This is a genomic window from Planctomycetia bacterium (genome assembly GCA_015200345.1).
Taxonomy (GTDB): Bacteria; Planctomycetota; Phycisphaerae; order UBA1845; family UTPLA1; genus PLA3.
Genome location: CP054187.1, coordinates 1,870,511 through 1,888,292 on the forward strand (window position 1 = coordinate 1,870,511; position 17,782 = coordinate 1,888,292).

The 17,782-nt window shown below is 63.0% G+C and carries 13 protein-coding genes, 2 tRNA genes and 2 rRNA genes; 3 read left to right on the forward strand and 14 right to left on the reverse strand.

Annotation, left to right across the window (positions count from 1 at the left end; all coding sequences use genetic code 11):
• Nucleotides 1-17: 17 nt before the first annotated feature.
• The 4 genes from HRU71_07730 to HRU71_07745 form a co-directional block, all read right to left on the reverse strand.
• Nucleotides 18-488: a RidA family protein gene (locus HRU71_07730; protein ID QOJ03384.1), complete on the reverse strand. Its 471-nt coding sequence runs from the start codon at nucleotides 486-488 to the stop codon at nucleotides 18-20.
• Entirely contained in the window at nucleotides 485-1,504 is a 1,020-nt protein-coding gene (locus HRU71_07735) for a segregation/condensation protein A (protein QOJ03385.1), read from the reverse strand. The genes HRU71_07730 and HRU71_07735 overlap by 4 nt, the downstream gene beginning before the upstream one ends.
• An 83-nt stretch (nucleotides 1,505-1,587) precedes the next feature.
• Nucleotides 1,588-3,000 (reverse strand): dihydrolipoyl dehydrogenase, encoded by a 1,413-nt coding sequence (gene lpdA / locus HRU71_07740; protein QOJ04953.1) that lies wholly within the window; start codon nucleotides 2,998-3,000, stop codon nucleotides 1,588-1,590.
• A gap of 128 nt (nucleotides 3,001-3,128) precedes the next feature.
• Entirely contained in the window at nucleotides 3,129-4,106 is a 978-nt protein-coding gene (locus tag HRU71_07745) for a cation transporter (protein QOJ03386.1), read from the reverse strand.
• Nucleotides 4,107-4,231: 125 nt separating this feature from the next.
• On the opposite strand from HRU71_07745, the gene HRU71_07750 reads away from it, so the two are divergent.
• Entirely contained in the window at nucleotides 4,232-5,215 is a 984-nt protein-coding gene (locus tag HRU71_07750) for a glycosyltransferase family 2 protein (GenBank protein ID QOJ03387.1), read from the forward strand.
• A gap of 13 nt (nucleotides 5,216-5,228) precedes the next feature.
• On the forward strand, nucleotides 5,229-6,038 hold the full coding sequence (locus HRU71_07755; GenBank protein ID QOJ03388.1) for a glycosyltransferase family 2 protein: 810 nt from the start codon (nucleotides 5,229-5,231) through the stop codon (nucleotides 6,036-6,038).
• A gap of 20 nt (nucleotides 6,039-6,058) precedes the next feature.
• On the opposite strand, the gene HRU71_07760 is transcribed toward HRU71_07755, so the two are convergent.
• The 8 genes from HRU71_07760 to HRU71_07795 all read right to left on the reverse strand — a co-directional run bounded on the left by HRU71_07760 (nucleotide 6,059) and on the right by HRU71_07795 (nucleotide 14,196).
• Nucleotides 6,059-7,825, reverse strand: a complete 1,767-nt coding sequence (locus HRU71_07760) for a hypothetical protein (protein QOJ03389.1) — start codon at nucleotides 7,823-7,825, stop codon at nucleotides 6,059-6,061.
• A gap of 30 nt (nucleotides 7,826-7,855) precedes the next feature.
• Complete coding sequence (locus HRU71_07765; GenBank protein QOJ03390.1) at nucleotides 7,856-8,038, reverse strand: hypothetical protein; 183 nt, start codon at nucleotides 8,036-8,038, stop codon at nucleotides 7,856-7,858.
• On the reverse strand, nucleotides 8,035-8,601 hold the full coding sequence (locus HRU71_07770; GenBank protein QOJ03391.1) for a hypothetical protein: 567 nt from the start codon (nucleotides 8,599-8,601) through the stop codon (nucleotides 8,035-8,037). Before HRU71_07770 ends, HRU71_07765 begins: the two co-directional genes overlap by 4 nt.
• A gap of 111 nt (nucleotides 8,602-8,712) precedes the next feature.
• Nucleotides 8,713-10,086: a hypothetical protein gene (locus HRU71_07775; GenBank protein ID QOJ03392.1), complete on the reverse strand. Its 1,374-nt coding sequence runs from the start codon at nucleotides 10,084-10,086 to the stop codon at nucleotides 8,713-8,715.
• A 198-nt stretch (nucleotides 10,087-10,284) separates the two neighbouring features.
• Nucleotides 10,285-10,392, reverse strand: a 5S ribosomal RNA gene (rrf, locus tag HRU71_07780).
• A 250-nt stretch (nucleotides 10,393-10,642) separates the two neighbouring features.
• Nucleotides 10,643-13,556: ribosomal RNA gene (locus HRU71_07785) — 23S ribosomal RNA — on the reverse strand.
• A gap of 411 nt (nucleotides 13,557-13,967) precedes the next feature.
• Nucleotides 13,968-14,040 (reverse strand) — tRNA-Ala (locus tag HRU71_07790).
• Between the two features lie 82 nt (nucleotides 14,041-14,122).
• A tRNA-Ile gene (locus tag HRU71_07795) sits at nucleotides 14,123-14,196 on the reverse strand.
• Between the two features lie 648 nt (nucleotides 14,197-14,844).
• Here HRU71_07795 and HRU71_07800 point away from each other — a divergent pair.
• On the forward strand, nucleotides 14,845-15,018 hold the full coding sequence (locus HRU71_07800) for a hypothetical protein (GenBank protein QOJ03393.1): 174 nt from the start codon (nucleotides 14,845-14,847) through the stop codon (nucleotides 15,016-15,018).
• 87 nt (nucleotides 15,019-15,105) lie between these two features.
• On the opposite strand, the gene HRU71_07805 is transcribed toward HRU71_07800, so the two are convergent.
• Both HRU71_07805 and HRU71_07810 read right to left on the reverse strand, forming a co-directional pair.
• Nucleotides 15,106-16,722, reverse strand: a complete 1,617-nt coding sequence (locus HRU71_07805; protein QOJ03394.1) for a hypothetical protein — start codon at nucleotides 16,720-16,722, stop codon at nucleotides 15,106-15,108.
• Between the two features lie 123 nt (nucleotides 16,723-16,845).
• Nucleotides 16,846-17,772, reverse strand: a complete 927-nt coding sequence (locus HRU71_07810) for a hypothetical protein (protein ID QOJ03395.1) — start codon at nucleotides 17,770-17,772, stop codon at nucleotides 16,846-16,848.
• Between the last annotated feature and the right edge of the window lie 10 nt (nucleotides 17,773-17,782).

Below are 17,782 nucleotides of genomic sequence, written 5' to 3' on the forward strand. Positions count from 1 at the left end.
TGGCGTGCGGCGCGGATTCATGGCACGTCACCCGCCAGTTCGGCCATCAGTTCCACCTCGACGGCGGCATTCATCGGAAGCGCCGCCGCGCCGACGGCGGCGCGCGCGTGGCGACCGGCCTCTCCGAAGATTTCGACCATGAGGTCGCTCGCGCCGTTGGCGACTTTGGGCTGATCGGAAAAACCCGGCGCGCTGTTCACGAAGACGGCCAGGCGCACGATGCGACCGATCCGGTCGATTCCGCCGGCGACGTCCGCGGCGATGGCAAGGGCGTTCAGACCGGCCTGACGCGCGGCCGCGCGGGCCGCCTCAAGATCGACCTCCGTCGCGACCTTGCCCGTCGCGGTCAGTTGGCCGTTCAGAAAGGGCAGCTGCCCGCTGACAAAAATCAATCGGCCCGCGCGGATGCCGGGGAGGTACGAGCCGATGGCCTGCGGCGCCGGCGGCAGGGTCAACCCCAGTTGCGTCAGCTTCTCGGAAGGCGTCACGGTTGCTCCTCGTCGTCGGTCTCGCCGACCCCTTCGTGCAGCACGGCGTCGATATCTATATCCGTCTTGATGCGATCCAGCTCGGCGAAGGCCGCCGCGTCCTCCTCGTCCAGTTCGTCGAGCATCTCTGCTCCGTCGTCATCCGCCGCGCCCCGCCGCGCGCCAGCCTCGGTTACGACCGTGTCCTCGCCGGACTCATCGGCTGCCTCGGAATCGTCTTCCGGAGCACGGCCCGCCATCGCCGCTTCGCCGGCCCGGTTGTATTCCCACTCGCCGCCGACGGTGATCGGCTCGGCAGACAGCAGCGTGATCGAAATCGGCCCGTGCAGCAGCTCCTGTCGCACGGCGACGCGCTTCTGACGGATCAGCTCCAGCAGCGCCAGGAACAGGCCGATCATCTCGACCTTGGTTCGCCCGATGAACACTTCCTCAAAGCCCAGGTCGCGCCCCTCGCGCACGAGCCGGTCCAGCAGGTCGGTCGCATGGAGCGAGATCGGCGTGTCGTCGAAGAGCACGTCGTGCGTCGGCGCCTTCGCGCCGATGGAGGACATCAACTGGTTGAACGCGGCGACGAGATCCCAGATCTGCACGTCTTCAAGGTCCACCGCGTTGGATTTTGGAATCACATCGCGCGCCGGGATGCGCGACCATTTCATGGCCTGCAATTGCGCCGCCGCGCCCAGCTCGAACGACGCGTCCTTGAACTTCTTGTATTCCAGCAACTGCCGCACCAGTTCCAGCCGCGGGTCGGACAGGTCTTCCTCACCGCCCTCTTCGACCGGCGGCCGCGGCAGCAGCATGCGGCTTTTGATCTCCATGAGCGTGGCGGCCATGACGAGGAAATCGCCGGCGACGTTCGGATCGATCGCCGCGAGCGTCTCGACGTAGCGGCAATACTGCTCCGTCACCCGCGCGATGGGGATGTCATAAATATCCACCTCGTCGCGCCGGATCAGATAAAGCAACAGATCCAGCGGGCCGTTGTAGACGTCGGTTTGGACGGAATAATCTGCCATCGCGGGCTATCCTAGCCGGTGCGAGAAAAGGCCGCGAGCCAACGAAGCGCGCTCGACGCACCTCACCAATACCCATGCGCCCATCAATGCCCGACGTGGCCCGCGCTGCCGAACATCGCCTCGGCCGCTTCCATCAGCGTCTCGCTCGTGGCCGGGTGCGGGTGGATCGTCGTGCCGATGTCCTCGGCCACGGCCGCCATTTCAATCGCCAGCGCTCCCTCGGCGATCAGGTCGCCCGCGTGGGCACCGACCAGGCCGACCCCCAGCAACCGTTGCGACGACTTGTCAAAAATGAGCTTCGTCAGACCATCGGTGCGGCCCATCGCGACGGCGCGGCCGCTGGCGCTCCACGGATACTTGGTGATCTTCACGTCCAGGCCTTTGGCCTTGGCCTCGGCCTCGGTCACGCCGCACCAGGCGACTTCGGGGTCGGTATAGACCACTGCCGGAATGCACGCCGGATCGAACACGGTCGGCTTGCCGAGAATCGCTTCGACGGCGACCTTGCCCTCGCGGCTGGCCTTGTGGGCCAGCATCGGCTCGCCGGCCACGTCACCAATCGCAAAGATACGCTTGTCGGTGGTGCGCCGCTGCGGGTCCACGGTGATGAAGCCGCGGTCGTTTACCGCCACCTTGGTGTTCTCCAGTCCCAAGTTGTCGGTGTTCGGTCGTCGGCCGACCGAGACGAGCACGCGGTCAAATTCCAGCGTCTGCTCCTGCCCGCCTTGCGAGAACGTGATCGCGACGGCGCTGCCGCTCTTTTTCGCCGACTTCAGCGCTGCGCCGGTGAGAATCGCCTTGAACTGTTTCTTCAGCTTATTCAACAACGGTCGCGTCAGATCGGCGTCGGCCCCCATGAGCAGGCTGTCCAGCGCCTCCAGCACGGTGACTTCGCTGCCGAGCGTGGCGTAGACCTGACCCAACTCGAGGCCGATGTAGCCGCCGCCGATGACCAGCAGCCGCTTGGGAATTTCCTGCATCTTCAGGGCGTCGGCCGCGTCCCAGCACAACTCGCGCGGCATGATCTTCTCGGGCAGCAGTTTCGCCACCGATCCGGTGGCGATGATGCAGTGCTTGAACTTGACGCGCGCGACCTCGCCGCCCTCGATGCGCACCGTCTTGGAATCCTCGAACTCCGCGATGCCGGTGATGTAGTCCACCTTACGCGAAGCGAGCAGCGTCTTCACGCCGCCGGCCAGCTTCTTGATGACGCCGTTCTTCCAGTCGCGCAGCTTCGCGACATCGGTCTGGGGCTTGCCAAACGTGACGCCCCACGCGGCTGCTTCGTGCGCCTCGTCGATGACCTTCGCCACGTGCAGAAGCGTCTTGCTCGGAATGCACCCCTCGCGAAGGCAGACGCCGCCGGGCACCTCGGCCTTTTCAATCAACGCCGTCTTGATGCCGTGATCACCGGCGTAGACGCCCGCGACGTAACCGCCAGGCCCGCCCCCGATAATCAGAAGATCGACTTCCTGCGTGAACTCGCCGACAACCATGGTGTGTTCCTCGATGGTGCAATCATGCCGCCGTGCCCGAAAGAACTCCCCACCGGGCATCGAGCGGATCCGCTCCGGGCCGAGCCGATTTTAGGGTCGCCGACGCACCGCGCCAAACACCGCCAAGCTTAGTGAATAAACTCGCGCGCGTTGGGCGAATCGTCGTCGGTGCGAACTTTCGGCTGGTCCTTCGTCCACTCGTGATGGTTCGCGTCGGCCGTGTTCAACGGCTCGATGTGAACCGTGGTCCGTGCCGTGGGCCAGTGCGTGGCGATGGCATCCTCGATTTCGTGCCCCAGCGCGTGCGCCGTCGCGACGGTCGTCTCCGGCAACACGACCAGGTGCATCTCGATGTGCCGCTCCGCCCCGCTCTGCCGTGTGCGCAGACCATGCACCTCCACGAATCGGCTTGCGAACGGTTGGATCAGCGCGGCAATCCGATCGAGATCCTCCTTCGGCAGGGCCGCGTCGGTGAACTGCCGGTACACCTCCCGAAAGATGTGCAGCCCGATGAACACGAGGCACACCGCCACGCCCAGCGACAGAAGATTGTCCACCAGCGGATAGTTGCCCACAGCGCCGATGAGCAGGCCGACGGCCAATCCGCCCGTAATATAGATATGCGTCTGTAAGTGCATCGCCTCGGCATAGACCGCCGGCGAACGCGTCGCCCGCGCCTCACGCAGCAGGTACAACGACACAAACAGGTACAGCACCGACGCCGCGCCCATCGCCGCCACCACGTACCACGGAATCGCCTCCGGCGACTTGCCGTGAATAATCCGATCCACCGACTCGTACGCGATGCCGAGCGCCGCCGCGATCACGAACGACGCCTCGACCGACGCCCCCAGCGCCTCGAACTTGCCATGGCCGAACGGGTGCGAGCGATCGGCCGGTCGCGCCGCGATGTACACCGCAATCAGCACGACGACCGAATCAAGGCCGTCCAGCAGCGTGTGAATGCCCTCGGCAACCAGGCTGGCCAGACCGAGCGTAATACCCAGCGCCAGTTCCACAATACAAACCAGTGCACTGGTGACGATGCACAACTTGACCGCGCGGAGCCGCCGCTGGGTTTCAAGCTGCTCCGGTGTGTGGGTCAATCCTTCGCTCATGGTGCACGCGGCGGGCCGCGTCCTGCTTATCGTACGCCCCGCCGCACGCCAAGCAAACGCCGTTTATACTCCCGGCGCACAGGCCGCGCGGCGGCCCCCAGCGAGTCCTCTGCATGACGGATGCCGACGCGACGATCATCATTCCGAATTACAACGGAATGCGGTTCCTGCCCGATCTGATGGCTTCGCTCAAGCGACAGAGCCTCGGCGGGGCACGCATCATCGTGGTCGATGACGCCTCGACGGATGACGGCTGCGCCTATCTGCGCAGCGAGCACCCGACGGTGACGGTGTTACGGAACGAGCGCAACCTCGGTTTCGCGGGCACCTGCAACGCCGGTCTGCGCGCCGCGACGACGACATTCGTCGTGCTCCTGAACAACGACACGACCGTGGACGAGGATTGGCTGGCAGCGGGCCTCGCGGCCTTCGATGCGCCGGACATCGCCGCCGTCGCGTCGCTCGTGGTGCTGGCCGAACCGCCGCATCGGATCGACACCGCGGGGGATGTGTATTCCGTCGTCGGCGCCGCGGCCAAGCGCTGCCACGGGCGGCCGCGCGAGTCGGCCCGCGATCTGCCGCGCGAGGTCTTTTCCGCATGCGGCGCGTCGGCGTTCTATCGGCGCGAGAGGATCGCGCAGCTCGGATGCCTCGACGAGCGCATGGTAAGCTACTACGAAGACGTGGACATGGGTTTTCGGCTTGCCTGGGCGGGCCTTCGCTGCGTGTTCGAGCCGCGATCGGTGTGTTATCACCGGCTTAGCGCATCGTACGATCCGCGCGGCTGGAATTATCATTTCAATTCCGCACGCAACGCGGAGATCATCTGGCAAACGCTCATGCCGCAGTCGATCCGCGACGAATTCGCCGACGCGCGGCGCGCGTTTCTCGCGATTCAAGCGGCGCACAAATGGCGACTGGGCTGTCTGAAGGCGCATCGCGCAGGCCGTCGCGCGGCCGCCGAGGCCGTTGATTGGATCGCACAGAAGCGCGCCGACGTGGCGAAGTTAGCCGGCGATTCAGGCGTCACGGCGGAGCAAATCGCAGCGCGGCTGGAACGCGATTGGTGGCGGCTGCATGGATGGGGGCGGCGCTAGGCGTCGATGCGACATGATCAGCGTCTTGTGCGTCAATTATCGAAGCGCCGGGGATGTCATAAATCTGGCAGCGAGCCTCCGCGCGTCGAAAAACGTCCCAACGCCGATCGAGCTGATTGTCACAAACAACTCGCCGGACCAACCGCTGCGGCTCGAATCCGATTCGCGCGTTTCGGTGAGCGTCTTCGACGCGCCGAATATCGGTTTCGCCGCCGGCGTCAATCATGCCCTGCGCCACGGCACCGGCGACCGGATCATGATCGCCAATCCCGACGTAACGGTGCAACCCGATACGCTCGCCGCCGCATGCGATTATCTCGACGCCCATCCCGAGGTCGGCATCGTCCTGCCGCGATTGCTCAACCCCGACGGCACGGAGCAGGCGTCGATCCGCCGGTTTTACACTTGGCCCGTGGTACTTTACGCGCGCACGCCGCTCCGCGCACTGGGCTTTCGCCCGAAGTTCTTCCGCGACTATCTCTACGAATCGCTCCCGCGCGACCAGCCCATCGACGTCGACTGGGGCATCGGCGCCGCCATGTTCCTGCGCCGCGCCGACTGCACGGGCGGCATCTTCGACGAACGGTTCTTTCTGTATTTCGAGGATGTCGATCTTTGTCTGCGAATGTGGCAGCGCGGCCGGCGAGTCGTCTATTGCCCGCACCTGACCTGCCTGCACGCGCATCGCCGCGCGAGTCGCAATCCCTTCAGCGGTGCAGGCTGGATGCACCTGCAAAGCATGATGCGATTCATCCGCAAACATGGCGGCCTGCCGCAGCGACCGACACGCCGCGCGACGCCGTCCGCGATGCCCCTCGAATAGCTCCAACCAACGCTGCTTCGTTACGGCCCGCCGAGCGATTGAAATCGGTGCAGCCACGTGTGCGCCGCGCGAACGTGCGCCCCAGCCGCGGCGCCCCGCACCGCGAACGCCTCCGGCTCGCGCTGGCAGCGATCGAGCAATTCAGCTAACTCGGCCCGCGAACCGAATCGGATCAGCTGCGACGTCACGCCCGACGCGTCGCCCAGCGCGGCGTCTGCCGTGTCATCATACTGACGTACCGCCACGCACGCGTTCATCGCCATGGCATCGAGTATCGCGTGAACGCGGGATTCCGCCGGATCCAGAACGACAAGCAAGCCCGCTCTCGGTACCACGCCGCCCTGCGCGACGCAGGCCACTTGGGGTTCGTGTGAGCGAACGACGGCCGCGTACGCCTCGTTCACCAGCGCGGGGATCAGCAGCCTTGCAACGCGCTCCAACAGCCCGCCGCGGACCGACGCGCTGCGAAGGTGAAAACCCAGGTCGCGCTCCGCTCTCGACAGCAGCGACTCCGCATCCGCGGGTTTCAGCGTGTCCACCCGCGCCGCGCCCAGCGCCGCCGCGCGCTCATACAGCTTCACGTGCGTCGCAAGGTTCAGCCCCGCCGCCGCGGCCGACGTGCTCAAGGAGGTCGCCAGCAGCGCGATTCCTCGCGACGCCGTCGAATCACCGCTGGGCGAGGAACCCGACGGATTCGCCCCGCGCTGCGCGGCGGTCACCCCCGCCGCCGGCGGGCACAGCACGATGCGAGCCGCCGGAAATCCCGCTTCCACGGCCGCGGTCTGTTGCCGCGCGCTTCGCGCAATGAGCATCGCGCCAGCGGGAACCTGGCCGAGCCAATCCGGAACGAGCGCTTGCCCGTGCGTCGGCATGATCGCCAGGCTCACAGGCGGCAACCGATAGGGCAGGGCGATCGGAAGACTGTCCAGCAGGATGATTTCAGATGGCCGCCACGAAGCCAGCCGCTCCTCCATCGCCAGTGGATGCACCGCATCGGGTCGATCATAGACAAAGGTAACAACCTCCGCGCCGGCGGCCGACGCCCCCTCGCCCAGTCGCGACGCCGTTTCCCACGCCGCCGCCGACGGCGCGCCGGACGCAATCACGAGTCGATCCCGTTGCGACGCTGATGAACCGGCCTGACCCGGCGCGACTTGCTCCAGCACCGAGTTTAGCGCCGCGCGCCGCGCGGCGCGTTGCCCCGCAACGTCCTGCGAAATCGCCGTCAGCCGCGTCGAGATCTCATGAACATCCGAATGCGAAAAATGGGGCCACGACAGGACCCGATCCGGCGCCAGGTAACCATTCTGCTCAAGCAGAAATCGGTGCAGATCATCCCACGCCGCCGAGCCCGCGAAAATCAGAAGCCGACCGCGCTCCAGGTCGGCCACGAAATCGTGCAGGCAGATCGCCAGCGCCGCCCTCGCCGCGTCCTCCTCGATGACAAACACGGCCTGATGCGGCGCGAGCCGCGCCAGCAGCAGCGCCGCCTCGGCGCCCTGCCCCATTCCGACGAGCAACACATTGCCGCTGCCGGGTGCGAATGCCTCAACCAGCGCTTCGGCCCGCGCGTGCGGCATCGTTGTGCGGCCCAGCCACGCCGGCGTACCATCCGCCCCCTGCCAGCAAAGAGTCATCGCGCCATCGCGCCCGGTCACGAACCGCACACTCGCCGGCAACGTGGCGCCGCGAAGCAGGCCGGCGCTATTCGGCAACCGCCGGGCCAAAGAAGTCAATTGTCGTTCTAGCCGATCCGGCGAGAGGCCTGCGACGAGTGCGGCGCCCATCCGTGGACTCCGAATCCATGGGGTGAGAAGTTATTGCAGCGCGCCGGTCCAGCGATCCACGGCGATCCAAGCGAGAAAAATCATCCAGGCTGCGTACAAGGCGAATGCGGGTACCAGATGCCGAAGCGTGATCCGCGGCGCGAACTCCTTTTCCCATGCGTGCGTGTCGGCCACCGCCTCGGGGCTCATGGCCGTCGCGTCGTTCGCGCTCATACCCCCTCCGCCTCCAAGGTCGCCTCGCCCGCCCCGCAAACGGGTATGCGATAATTGCGATCGAACGCCGTGCGAAAATCGTAGACGTCGTCAAAGTCTTCGATCACGTCGTCCGGCTGCTTCTGAAGCAGGCCGTTCGCCACCAACGCGAAAACCATCTCGCCGAAATCACGCGTGCTGCGAATGCCCCAGTGGCGAAGCACCGTGCCGGCCATCAGCCCCCAGCGATCGATCGCCAGATCGCGCAGCCCGCGACAGAGATCGGCTCCGCTGACGTGGAGGTTCATCCCGTCAGCCAGTTCCTCGATTCCCCCCATCTCTTCGATCAGCTTCACGATGCGCGGAGGAAGCCGCCCCTTGATCAGCAGATCCATCAGCGTGTCTATATCCACTTCGTGATGGTGCATCCAATCGAGCACGGCACGGACCTGCTTCACGTTCGGCCCGTGAACCTGCCGCACCGTGTAATCCAATCCCTGGCGCAGAAAATCGTACGCATCAGGCGAGTACCGCCCCAGTTCCCGCGCCACTTCAACAATGTCTTTGACTTCGGTCTCGCTCATAAACCGTCGCACGATTATAGGCAAAACCGGCCGACGCGTCGAAGCCCGTTGCCGATTGCCCCGTCCCCCCGGGGGGGACACCCGAACAACGCCACTGCCATCAGGCTCATGTCACGCGCCGGGGGGACGCGGCTCGGATGGCGAACCCCCTTCAGCCCCGCCCGATTCGCCGCCGCCGTCGAGTCTTCGCCCCCTTCGACCGCGACGTCGCCGACGGCGACCTCGCGAACCACGATCCGGCCGGGGTTCCGATGCAGCCGTATCCGCGCCTTGATCCTGATCCAGGACCCCTTCGGCAAAACCGGAAGCGTCCGGCTCGGCGCAAGGGACGTCCTGCTCCTGGTCACCGTGCGCGTCCGGCGACGCCGAAGGCTCGACCGCGCCGTCGGCGGGGCGGCGGTCTTCAACCTGCGATCGGTCATTTGACCGGCCGACGCGGCGATCATTTTCTCGCCGGGGACGTTGCGGTCCGCCCCGATCCCCGCCCTGTAATTCGCCCGGCGGCAACGGGGGCAGCTTGGGCAAATCGCGCTCCAGCAGTGCCTCGATCCCGACCGTCTCGATCTGATGGTTGCCGTCGTACTGAATCGTCAGCAATTGCGTCAGCACTTGCCGGTCTCGAACGGTCCCGATGCCGCGATCGGTGCGCACACGCACGCCGTTGCGCGGCAGTTTCTTATCGAGTTCTTCATACCCCTCGTGCTCATAACGCAGGCAGCATCGCAACCGGCCGCACCGTCCCGACACCTTGGCCGGGTCCAGCGTCGCCTTTTGCAGCTTGGCCATGCGCATCGTCACGGGTCGCAGCGTCTTGAGAAAGTTCTTGCAGCAGCACTCGCGCCCGCAGATTTCGTAATCCGCCACAAGCCGCGCTTCGTCGCGCGCGCCCACCTGGTGCATCTCGATGCGCGTATGGTATTCGTGCGCCAATTGGCGGACCAGCTCGCGAAAATCGATCCGCCCGTCGGCCATGAAATGAAAGATAATTCGCTCGCCGCCGAAGAGGTGTTCGCAGGCGACGAACTTGATCGGAAGCTCGAGCGTCCGTGCAATCTCACGCGCGCGCTTCAGCTTGGCGGCTGCGTCGGCGTTGATGTGACGCTCCTCGTCGAGATCCTGCGGCGTCGCGACGCGAAGGATTCGACCGGCCTTGAGCGTGTAAAAATCCGGCCCGCTGTTCTTCACATATTCCAGCAATTGATCGCGCCGCACCGACTTCTCGCACCCGCTGCACGTCAGGCTGACCATCTGACCGATCTCGATGCCGCGGGCGGTCTGAATGACCACCTTCGCGCCGCAGCCGAACAACATCCCCGGCGCGTAGCGAAACTCCCCGATGTAATTCATGTAGCCGTGGCGGACCGCGCAGGTGGGATAAACCTTCTCCAGCCCGTTGCCGCATTGGCCGTTCGGGTTGCACGAACTCGGCGAGAAGCTTCGGCTTCCCGTGAGGGCGTCGTTGAGGACGGTAAGATTGGCGACCATATGGACTCGCTCGACTGACGAGCCGGGTGAACTTGGTTCTCGTATTCCGGCGTCCGATCCGTGCACGCAATACGGACCTGTTTCACGCGCTTCATTCTAATCTTGCGCGGTCATTATACAAACCAGGCCGTCCAGGCCGCGCCTCACCGAGTAAAAAAGGCGAAGGCCGATCACCTATCGATGATCGGCCTTCGTAAAAGCTGGCACTGACCTACTCTCGCCCGGTAGGACTACCATCGGCCCCAAGGACTTCACTACTGAGTTCGGAATGGGATCAGGTGTTTCCCCTTGGGCTTGGGCACCAGCAAAGGATCGCCGGACCTGTCGGCCCGACGATCCTGTTATCCTTAGAACCGCGGGAGCGTTTCCAGACAAACGACGATGGTTACATCACCGAGGACTTTCTTCAGCCTCCCACGGGTCAGGTACATACAAGGAATAGAGTGGACATGCGGAGCGGCCGAATCTCGAAGATCCTTGCCGAACGTACGACTTTGATGCGGACGCCACGCGCCAACGGTTTTACGCGTTGACGAAGTAACAGCCCGTCATCAATGTGATCAAGCAATCGACCATTAGTACCGGTTAGCTGAAGCCATCTCTGGCCTTACACGCCCGGCCTATCAACCTCGTGGTCTACGAGGGGTCTCTCGTCTCCGAAGAGACATCCAGATCTCATCTTCGGGGGGGCTTCACGCTTAGATGCTTTCAGCGTTTATCCTTTCGCAACGTAGCTACCCAGCGGTGCCCTTAGCAGGACAACTGGTGCACTAGGGGTTGCTACAACCCAATCCTCTCGTACTAAGGTTGTCTCCCGTCAAATCTGGTGCGCCCACGACAGATAGGGACCGACCTGGCTCACGCCGGTCTGAACCCAGCTCGCGTACCGCTTTAATCGGCGAACAGCCGAACCCTTGGGACCGCCTTCAGCCCCAGGATGCGATGGGCCGACATCGAGGTGCCAAACCTCCACGCCGCTATGGACGCTCGGTGGAGATCAGCCTGTTATCCCCGGAGTACCTTTTGTCCGATGAGCGATAGCCCTTCCACACGGGACTACCGGATCACTAGGGCCTGCTTTCGCATCTGCTGGTCATGTCTGACTCGCAGTTAAGCCGGCTTATACCCTTGCGCTCTGCGCACGATTGCCAACCGTGCTGAGCCGACCATTGCACTCCTCCGGTACTTTTTGGGAGGAGACCGCCCCAGTCAAACTGCCCACCTAACAATGTCCCCCGCCCGGCTTCACGGGTCGAGGTGAGGAGACGAATAATACAAGGGTGGTATTTCAACGACGGCTCCCCAGCAGCCGAAACCGCTGGATCAAAGCCTCCCACCTATCCTACGCATGTGTTAACCGGCTCCACTATCAGGCTACAGTAAAGGTTCACGGGGTCTTTCCGTCTTGCCGCGGGTATGTGGTATCTTCACCACAAGTCCTATTTCACCGAGTCGGTCCTTGAGACAGTGCAGCAGTCGTTTCGCCATTCATGCGCGTCGGAACTTACCCGACAAGGAACTTCGCTACCTTAGGACCCTCATAGTTAGGGCCGCCGTTTACGGGTGCTTCGGTCGCCAGCTTCAGGGGCGAACCCCTTGACCGCCTTCCTTAACATTCCCGCACCGAGCAGGCGTCAGTCTCTATACGTCCTCTTGCGAGTTTGCAGAGACCTGTGTTTTTGATAAACAGTCGCCGCTGCCGTTTCTCTGCGCCCTCTGCGCGTATTGCTACAAGCAGAAGGGACCCCTTCTCCCGGAGTTACGGGGTTAATTTGCCTAGTTCCTTAAGGACCGTTCTCTCGAGCGCCTGAGGATACTCTCCTCGCCTACCTGTGTCAGTTTTAGTACGGGTCCGTACATCGTCCACGTACGCTTTTCTCGGTTCCGTCTAACCACACTTCAGCAACAAATCGGCCTCGCCCTCTCGGGCACCCTCGAACCTAATCGTGGGCTGTGGATCGACCAAACGCACGCACGCTTCGACCTTTGCACGGAGTGCAGGAATATTAACCTGCTGTCCATCGGCTACGCCTTTCGGCCTGGCCTTAGGGTCCGACTAACCCTGGGCGGATTTACCTTCCCCAGGAAACCTTAGGCTTACGGCGTGAGGGATTTTCACCCTCATTATCGTTACTCAAACCGGCATACTCACCTGATAGGCCCAGCAGCGCTCCTCACGGTACGCCTTGTATCTGCCTATCAGCGCTCCCCTACCCCGCATAAAGACTCGCGCCTTTATGCAGCCGCAGCTTCGGTTGATGTCTTAGTCCCGTTCATTATCGGTGCCGGATTTCTCGACGGGTAAGCTATTACGCACTTTTTAAATGGTGGCTGCTTCTAAGCCAACATCCCCGCTGTCTGTGAAATCCAACTTCCTTACGCACTTAGACATCATTCGGGACCTTAGCTGACGGTCTGGGTTGTTTCCCTTTTGACCGTGGACATTATCACCCACAGTCTTTTTCCCGGGATAGTCATCACGGTATTCGGAGTTTGATTGGAGGCGGTAGCCTGGTGGGCCCCACGATCCATTCAGTAGCTCTACCCCCGTGATGTAGTTTCCCAAGACACGCCCTCAAGCGTTTTCGGGGAGAACCAGCTATCTCTGCGTTTGATTAGACTTTTACTCCTCCCCACAGGTCATGCCAGAACTTTTCAACGTTCACGGCTTCGAACCTCCGCGCCCGGTTAGGGGCGCTTCATTCTGCCCATGGGTAGATCACGCAGTTTCGGGTCTACCCCCTGCGACTCATTCGCCCTATTCAGACTCGCTTTCGCTACGGCTCCACCGCGTGCGCGGTTTAGCCTTGCCACAGAGGAGTAACTCGCCGGTCCATTATGCAAAAGGTACGCCATCGACCATTCCCCTTGCGGGGTATAGGTCTCTGACTGCTTGTAGATGCATGGTTTCAGGTTCTTTTTACTCCGCTTATTGCGGTTCTTTTCACCTTTCAGTCGCCTTACTTGTTCTCTATCGGTCGTCCACGAGTACTTAGCCTTGGAGGGTGGGCCCCCCGGCTTCACGCGGAGTTTCACGGCATCCGCGCTACTCTGGGAATCCTCTCAACGGAGAGCATCGATCGTCGCGTACGGGACTGTCACCCTATGTTGTCAGCCTTTCCAGACTGTTCCGCTGATCGCGCTTTTGTAACTCCTCGAGGCCCCGCAACCCCAGTCCGAAGACTGGTTTGGGCTATGTCCGCGTTCGCTCGCCGCTACTGACGGAGTCTCGGTTGATTTCCTTTCCTCCAGGTACTGAGATGTTTCAGTTCCCTGGGTAGGCTCCACGACACTATGCATTCATGCCGCGGTCACGCCGCCTGTTCAGCGACGCGGGGTTTCCCCATTCAGACATCTCCGGATCAACGCTTGTTTGCCAACTCCCCGGAGCTTATCGCAGGCTGCCACGTCTTTCTTCGCCTGTGGACGCCTAGGCATCCACCATGCACCCTTATCTAGCTTGACCACATTGATGACACGCTGTCAAAACCGTGACACCACGCTCCCCTGCGGAACCGTCGTGCCCCGACTCATCCCTCGTGCCGCCAACCTGGCCAGCCGCCGTCGGCGCTCTATTGTCTCTCAATCCATCCGAAAGACCGTTCGATGCGATCGCTTCCGCGATCGGCTCCCGGGCCTCTCCGATGGACCAAAATCCAACAGAACAATAAGGATCTTGTGATTCGGATTACTCTCACATATCCACTCTATTCAATTGTCAAAGAGCATCGAGCCTGCCAACAACCGGCCGGCGTATCCGCCGACCCGCCGTCGCAGCACCCGGCGACACGCTCTCTGCCGAAAGCCCGTCGCCCGACGCTGCCGACCCGATCTTCACTTGTCAGGTCTGCGGCCCAACGTCAGCCGAGACTCGCATTCACTGGAGCCGACCGGGATCGAACCGGCAACCCCTAGCTTGCAAAGCTAGTGCTCTCCCAATTGAGCTACGGCCCCGATCTCTTCCGGACCGCCCGGTCCGAACATCGCCGGACCGCTTCGCTCGTCGGTCTGCACTTCTCGGCAAGCCGCTCGATATTGGGCCCGACAAGATTCGAACTTGTGACCTCGTCCTTATCAGGGACGCGCTCTAACCAACTGAGCTACGAGCCCGAACTTTGTCGCCCCTCTCTCCAACGGGCACTTGACTCCGCCCACTTCCGTCACGGACCGGCGACAAAAAAGCCACCGACGATTGCGGTGGCTCGGAGAAACCGTTGCCTACCTCACTCTTCGTCGATGCCGTCAAACTCGCGTGTCGGCGTTTGCGTTCAGTTCGCTGTCTCCGCCTTTCTCTTGTCGGCCAATTCGCTTCGAATCAACCGCGCTGCGATTGCGATTCGCAGCACAGTAATGTAGCGGCACGGCGATCCCTGTCAACCGCCATTTTCATCCGATTTTAATACTTCTTTGCACAGATACAACCTTATTTCCTGTAACCACTTACATCTACCAAGCCCCGCCGTGTTCCGCCGGCCCGCCATCCGATTTTTTTCGACCATTTCCAACCACGGACGCCAGCCCTTCTCCAGGACCACCTCCCTCTCCCGGCGGTTCGCGATCGGTTTGGGCCAATCGCGATGATCTGTCTAATTTCCATCCGCGAACTCTTTCACCCGCCTCCCCGACGCCAAGGTCACGGATTGTGATATACTACCTGGCTCGGTTCGGCCGCCTGATCGGTCGGCTGTTCCCGACGGATGAACCGTACTCTTGTAACGCGGGTTCGCATCGCCGACAGACTCTGGAGGATACGCAGACGTGAGGAAGTCCAAGGATATCAAGCGCAAGCGCAAACTGGCCGCCATCGAGTTCCGCAAGGGCAACAAGACGGAAGCCTACAAAATGTACGCCGAAGCCAAAAAGGAACTCGACGAACTCCGCGGCCGCAACAAGCCGGCCCCCGCAGCCGCCCCCGCAGCCGCGGCCGAGTAAGCAGCGCGCCGATCGAAGCAGGATTGAAGATTCCGATGGTGAAGCCTGGGGATTGCAGTCCGTGGGCTTCCATGCTGCTGGCAGTGCCTACGGCACAAGGGCGTCCACAAACCCCGCCGCATCCAGGCCGTCGATGAACGTGTCGCTGTTCATGTCACCGTTGGAGATCGGGCAGCAGATGTTCGCGGCAGCGTAGCCGATCGGATCGAGCAGCGCATCCACGAACGCGTCCACATCTCCCAGCGTCACAGAACCGTCACAGTTCATGTCCCCCGGCGGCGTGGGCACAGCCGGGCCGAGCGTGCCGTTCGAGCGGACATTCTGCACCAATACATCCTGCCCGCCGCCGCTCGCGCCATCCGACCAAACCAATTTGCTCATCCCGCAATCGTCCCTTGCCACGTCGAGCCGGCTCTTCCCAGTCGGTCGCGTCGACGCCAGCACGGGTGAACCGGACCACGCCTGCGCGCCGCTTGCATCGAGTCGTGCCGATTTCACGACCGCCGTGCCGCCGCCGGTGTCTTCAAACCAATGCGTGATGCAGCCACCGCCGAAAGCGACGGTACGATCAAAACCTTCCTGTGATGCGTCCATGGCCGAGACCACCGCGCCGTCGTCGGTCCATTGCCGCGCGCCGATGGCGCTGTATCTCTGTGCCCGGACGCCCCACATGTTCTGCGTGGGGCTGGATGACTCCACCGAGCTAAGATAAATCTCATTCGCGGCCGCGTCATACGCCACGCTGGCGGAGATGCGAATGCGCCCGGCCGTCACGCCGGTCGAAGCGACGCCGTTGTGCGGAAACAGCTCATTCCCCGCGGCGTCGACGTGCTGCACGTAAGCGTTTCGCGAGCCGCCGTTTTCATACCAGCCGAAGATCGCGCCACCCGCGCCATCCGGCAGGAACGGCGGAAACGTCGCATTCTGCAACGACGTGCCGTCGAAGATGATGCGCGGGCTGCCGCCGTTCCAAAGCGGCGTGCCGGCGGCGTCGTACTTCTGCGCATACAGGTGCTTGTTGCTCAAGATGCAATTCGTCCCGCCGCATCGCACCCACAGGGCGATCACGCTGCCGTTGTCGCCGGGTTGCAGGTCGGCCAGCAGCAGCGTGCGCGACGCCTCGGTGATCGATACGCCGCCGGGGCCCCATTGCAGTGCGCCGGTCGCATCGAGCTTGTGAAGCACGATGCCGCCGTTCTGGGACCAGCCGATGATCGTGTAATCGTCGGACGTGATCGCAACGCGCGGGCTGTGCTGATCCGGCGGATTGAAGACGACGCCGCCTGGCCCCCACAGTTTGTTTCCGGCGGGATCGACCTTCTGCACCGCGAGCGCATCGAAGTTGACCAGGCCGTACACCAGGACCGCGTTGTCGCTGGCATCGACGGCGAGGCCATAATCCTCGGTCGAGCTGACCGAGCGGTCGGCGATCTCGATGCCGTTGGCGGTCCATTGCGGGACACCGGCCGCGTCGAGCCGCTGGAGGTACACGTCGTACCCGCCGGTGCGGTTGTCGAACCAGCTCACGTAGCTCGCACCGCCGGCGGCGTTGCGAATCTTGGGCTGCACCTGATCACCCGCCGCGGTGCAGACGGGCGTATTAACCGAAGGATTGTCGGTCCACTGGCCTCGCGCGGTCGCGATCGGGAGGATCGCGGCGCAGAACAAAGCCGCCGGAATAAACCTTGCAAACGATGATGGCATAATACCCCTCCATTCGCCGCGCGGTCGCCGGCAGCCGATGCCCACGTTCCACGGAGGCATCGTACCACAACGAGCGCGGCAACATCCAGCGCGGGCGACAAAATTACTTCAGCGGATTCGCAATCAGGCTCGCCGTCTTGCCCGCGCGGAGAGCCACATCAGCAACACCAGACCCGTTACCAGGTGCGCCAACCCCACCCATGCAGGCCAATTCGAAACGGTACCGGTCAGCGGATCGGGCTGCGATTTTTCCACGCGCATGAAAAGCAGTCCCTGCACCAGCAGCAGTGCGCCGACTCCCATCCCCCAGCGCGGCATTCCGCGATGCAGCAGCAACAGCCACGCCGCGGCGGCGATCATCAACTCGCGCGCGAGCGGAAACACCGCGATGCCGTACGCCAGCGACGCCGGTGCTTCGACGATCGCGTTACGCACATTCACTTTCGTCCCCTGCGACGTGGCGACAACCACCTTGGACGCGCCCGGTCCCATCCATTCGCCTTCGGGCGTGACGACCCAGATGTGCTTCAGGTCCGCCACCATGCGCGATTGGTAGCCCAGCCGGCGCATGACCGACGCGGCGATGACCGCACGGCCGTCGCAGTCTTCCCGCAGGATGCCGTGGTTCTCGCGCGCCTTCTCAAAAATCTCGGCGACGGTGGGCATGTAGTCGGCGCTGCCCCACAGGTTCCAGTCCCATTCGTATTTCACTTTGTCATAGACAAATCGCTCCACTTCGCGCTGCATGGCGGCGGCGGGGCTTACGGGCCTGCCGGAATCTCGCTGGGCTTTCACCTTGTCCTTGATGCTGCGCCGCAACTCGGCCAGGTCATCGTCCCAGGCGGCCAGTTCGGGAGCATCCGGTTCGATCATCCGGTCGAAATTAGACATATGTCGCAAATGCCGGACGTAGCGAACCGGATCGGGAAACAGGACGAAGTGCGTCACGATGGCAAAGAGCACCAGCTTCAGAGGAACGCGCCAATACCAGCGCAGGCCTCGGCGCGGGGTGGTCGCGGAATCCGGCGAGCGGTTGTCGATCTCGCTCATTGGAGCACGC

Coding starts and splice junctions, on each gene's coding strand:
- HRU71_07735 (QOJ03385.1), bottom strand. CDS start 1,504: ATGGCAGATTATTCCGTCCAAACCGACGTCTACAACGGCCCGCTGGAT.
- lpdA (QOJ04953.1), bottom strand. CDS start 3,000: ATGGTTGTCGGCGAGTTCACGCAGGAAGTCGATCTTCTGATTATCGGG.
- HRU71_07750 (QOJ03387.1), top strand. CDS start 4,232: ATGACGGATGCCGACGCGACGATCATCATTCCGAATTACAACGGAATG.
- HRU71_07755 (QOJ03388.1), top strand. CDS start 5,229: ATGATCAGCGTCTTGTGCGTCAATTATCGAAGCGCCGGGGATGTCATA.
- HRU71_07760 (QOJ03389.1), bottom strand. CDS start 7,825: ATGGGCGCCGCACTCGTCGCAGGCCTCTCGCCGGATCGGCTAGAACGA.
- HRU71_07765 (QOJ03390.1), bottom strand. CDS start 8,038: ATGAGCGCGAACGACGCGACGGCCATGAGCCCCGAGGCGGTGGCCGAC.
- HRU71_07770 (QOJ03391.1), bottom strand. CDS start 8,601: ATGAGCGAGACCGAAGTCAAAGACATTGTTGAAGTGGCGCGGGAACTG.
- HRU71_07775 (QOJ03392.1), bottom strand. CDS start 10,086: ATGGTCGCCAATCTTACCGTCCTCAACGACGCCCTCACGGGAAGCCGA.
- HRU71_07805 (QOJ03394.1), bottom strand. CDS start 16,722: ATGCCATCATCGTTTGCAAGGTTTATTCCGGCGGCTTTGTTCTGCGCC.
- HRU71_07810 (QOJ03395.1), bottom strand. CDS start 17,772: ATGAGCGAGATCGACAACCGCTCGCCGGATTCCGCGACCACCCCGCGC.